This is a genomic window from Campylobacter sp. BCW_4338 (assembly GCF_001763255.1).
Classification (GTDB): Bacteria; Campylobacterota; Campylobacteria; order Campylobacterales; family Campylobacteraceae; genus Campylobacter_D; species Campylobacter_D jejuni.
The window spans coordinates 253-3,216 of record NZ_MJYJ01000059.1 but is presented as its reverse complement, the minus strand read 5'-3'; the positions used below and the strand labels follow the sequence as shown (position 1 = coordinate 3,216).

Sequence of the window (2,964 nt, the reverse complement as noted above, 5' to 3'; positions counted from 1 at the left end):
CATTATACAAACTTCCACTTACATAAGGCTTATCTATATCATCATCTAAAAAAGAAATAATCACTTCATCTCCTATTCTTGGAGTATGATAAAAACCTGAATGATTACTTGCTATACTTGAAGCTACTCTTAAAAAAGGAGTGTGATGATATAAACTTTCTTTTTCATCTAATTCTTCTTGATTAGCATAAAGATTAATCCTTACCTTAACCCTTCCATGCTCATCAGTATAAATAGTATTTCTCTCACTTTCTATATCCTTACTCTCTCCTATAACAATACCTTGAGTGCTATTAGGAGCTTTAGGTTTAGCTTTAAAACTTGGAGTAAAGATAATATTCTTTTTTAATAAAGTTAAAGTATTAGAATAAGATTTACTTAAATTTAAATCTTTTAAATTTAAATGATCATTAGTATTAATAGAATTAGCTAAGATGGCATCATCAATTAAGATTTGAGTATTAGCAATAATAATAAAGTCTTTAAGCAAAGAAGCTTTATCTTGTTTTTCTTCATCTTGATTTTTTATTTCTTCTTGATGATTAAACTCCTTATAATTTAAAGTGATAAAATCTCCTAAGCTAAGATGATAAATATTACTTTTTGCTAGTAAGCTTTCATTTAATACTAAGGCTCTTTTTTCTTTAAGAGAAGGCTTAGTCTTTAAATCAATGCTTTTTGTAAAAGAATATTCACTCTCATAAAAATGTTCATTATAATAAGCTTTGTTATTAAGTTCTTGTTCATAAGGAACTTTATTAGAATGTAAAGATAAAAGATTTAAAGGAGTATTGGCATTGATACTAGAATGTGTAAAAGAATTAGTTCTTAAGCTTTGTTCTTTATAAATAGAAGAAATACAAGCTTGATTTAAAATATTATTAATATTAGGATTATACTCAATTTCTTTATTTTTTACATTTTTATACACATCACAAAAATAAATAGTGTTCTCATCTTCATAAAAAAAGATTCCATTATTATGGCTTAATCTTGTAATAAAGTCTAAATCACTTTCATTGTATTGAGAGATGAGTTCTTGTTCTTCATAATTAAAATGTATATTAGAATAATCAATTTCTTTATGTAAGATATCTTGATAAAAACCAAGGGTTTGTTTAATCACTTCTATAATATTAGTATGAGTATAAATACGATTGGCTTTATTTAAAGAAAGTCTTATCAAGACTGATTGAAGCTTAAAAGAAAAAAAATGCTTGTATTTTATTTGCTTAGTATTTGAAGCGCTATCATTAATATTTAAAGCACTTTCATGATTAATACCTAGATATTTTATATAAGTGATAATTCCTTTATAATTTTTAACTTCATTTGTGTCAAAATTTAAAGTATTGTTTTCATAAGGATTATGAATACTTAAAATAGCTTCTTGATCGATTAAAACATTAGGATGAAAATTAAAATCTTGACTTAGATTAAATAAGCTTTCATCTAAACTTTCAAAAAAACCTTCACATTCTATAGAAAAAAGTTCTTCAAAACTTTCTTTGATGAGGGCTTTAGTGATTTTAAAGGGTAGGGGATTTGAAGTAGAATTTGATATATTAAGACTCATAAAGGAATTAAGGGACATTGATGATCCTTTTGGGGGTTGAGTTTATGGTGTTTATAATTTCACTATGTTTTTAATTTTTATATTTATTATTTTAACACAAATAGTCTAAATTTGAGTAGAAAAAGAAATTGCTTATTTTTGTTGTTAAAATCTATTTTTTATCTAAATTTACTTCTATGATATTAGATTCTTTTTCGCTGTTTTGTGTATTTTCTAAACGCAATTTTATTTTATTTGCACCCATAGGAGTTAAAATAGTAAAATATCTAATATTATTTTCATAAAAATCCCAAATTTCATCAAATTCCAAATAATTTGCTAATCCATATTCTTTAAACTCACATTCTTTATAGATTGATTTTAAAAATTTTGGCACTTCATTAATAATAAAAAGTATTTTGATTTTTTCTTTTTGAGAATTAATATCCAATTCTTTAATCAGATTATTTTGATATTCTTGCTTTATTATTTCTATTATTTTTTTATTATCACAATTTTTTAAATCATTAAGATTAACATCCATTTCTTTTTTTAACTCTAATTCTTGAGGAAAATAATTTGTATTCTTATAATCAGAAGCTTGTGGTAATAATATATTTAATTGTTCATCACTTTTAAAAATTAATTTCGCTATATTCATAATTTTAATATTTAATTCTAATATAGCGTAAAAATCTTTTTTAGAAAAAATTTTATTTACACCTTTTTTCATATTTACAATATCTAAATTCTCATCAGATAAAAATTCTATAAGTTTATTTAAAAATATAGCTTGAGGAAGCATTACCACCCTTTAAGCTCTAAACTTTCAAGCTCTTCTAAACTCATTGCTCTAATTAAAATCCTTTCTTCTGATTGAATTAAAGAAAAATCTTGTAGTTTTTCTAGTGCTTCTTTATATTCTAAATATCCTAAAGGTTTATCTTCGCTAATGCTAAAAAAGCTTAATCTCCATTTGGCTTCTTTATCTTCATCATCTAATTCAAAATTTTCCCAAGGTTTTTTAAAAAGAATAGTATCTGTATCTTCACTTAGGGTGAAATTTATTATTAACCCATCTGGTGTTTCATAAAGTTTAGGTATAGCTTCATAAGCTTCTTCCCAACGCCTTTGTAAAAGTTTTAAATCTTCCATAAATTTTTCCTTAAATATAAAATGAAATTATAACTAAAAATCTTTTTATATTAAATCATAAGGAAAGTATTTACACAAAGCTAATTCTATTTTGTTTAATCATTCTAGCACGATTGATAAGAGCATAAAGGGCTATACTTTCATCATTTAACATTCTTTCAAAAGTTTCACTGTATCTATCCCCATCAAACTCAATACTTTTCCATTCTATAATCTCTGCTTTGGCATTAGTGATAAAAGAAATATATTTATCT

3 protein-coding genes and 1 pseudogene are annotated in these 2,964 nt (G+C 24.0%); all 4 read right to left on the bottom strand.

Going from position 1 to position 2,964, the window contains the following annotated elements; all coding sequences use genetic code 11:
* The coding region (gene vgrG, locus AJN69_RS06240; RefSeq protein WP_148126288.1) for a type VI secretion system tip protein VgrG at positions 1-1,594 on the bottom strand (1,594 nt) is incomplete at its 3' end.
* Between the two features lie 133 nt (positions 1,595-1,727).
* Entirely contained in the window at positions 1,728-2,360 is a 633-nt protein-coding gene (locus AJN69_RS06235; protein ID WP_070287877.1) for a hypothetical protein, read from the bottom strand.
* Entirely contained in the window at positions 2,360-2,710 is a 351-nt protein-coding gene (locus AJN69_RS06230; protein WP_044779597.1) for a DUF4299 family protein, read from the bottom strand. Before AJN69_RS06230 ends, AJN69_RS06235 begins: the two co-directional genes overlap by 1 nt.
* Positions 2,711-2,780: 70 nt before the next feature.
* Positions 2,781-2,964, bottom strand: a pseudogene (locus tag AJN69_RS10395) (hypothetical protein); the annotation flags it as partial.

Excerpts from the sequence above, each read along its gene's own strand:
- AJN69_RS06230 (WP_044779597.1), bottom strand. The coding sequence starts at position 2,710 with ATGGAAGATTTAAAACTTTTACAAAGGCGTTGGGAAGAAGCTTATGAA.
- AJN69_RS06235 (WP_070287877.1), bottom strand. The coding sequence starts at position 2,360 with ATGCTTCCTCAAGCTATATTTTTAAATAAACTTATAGAATTTTTATCT.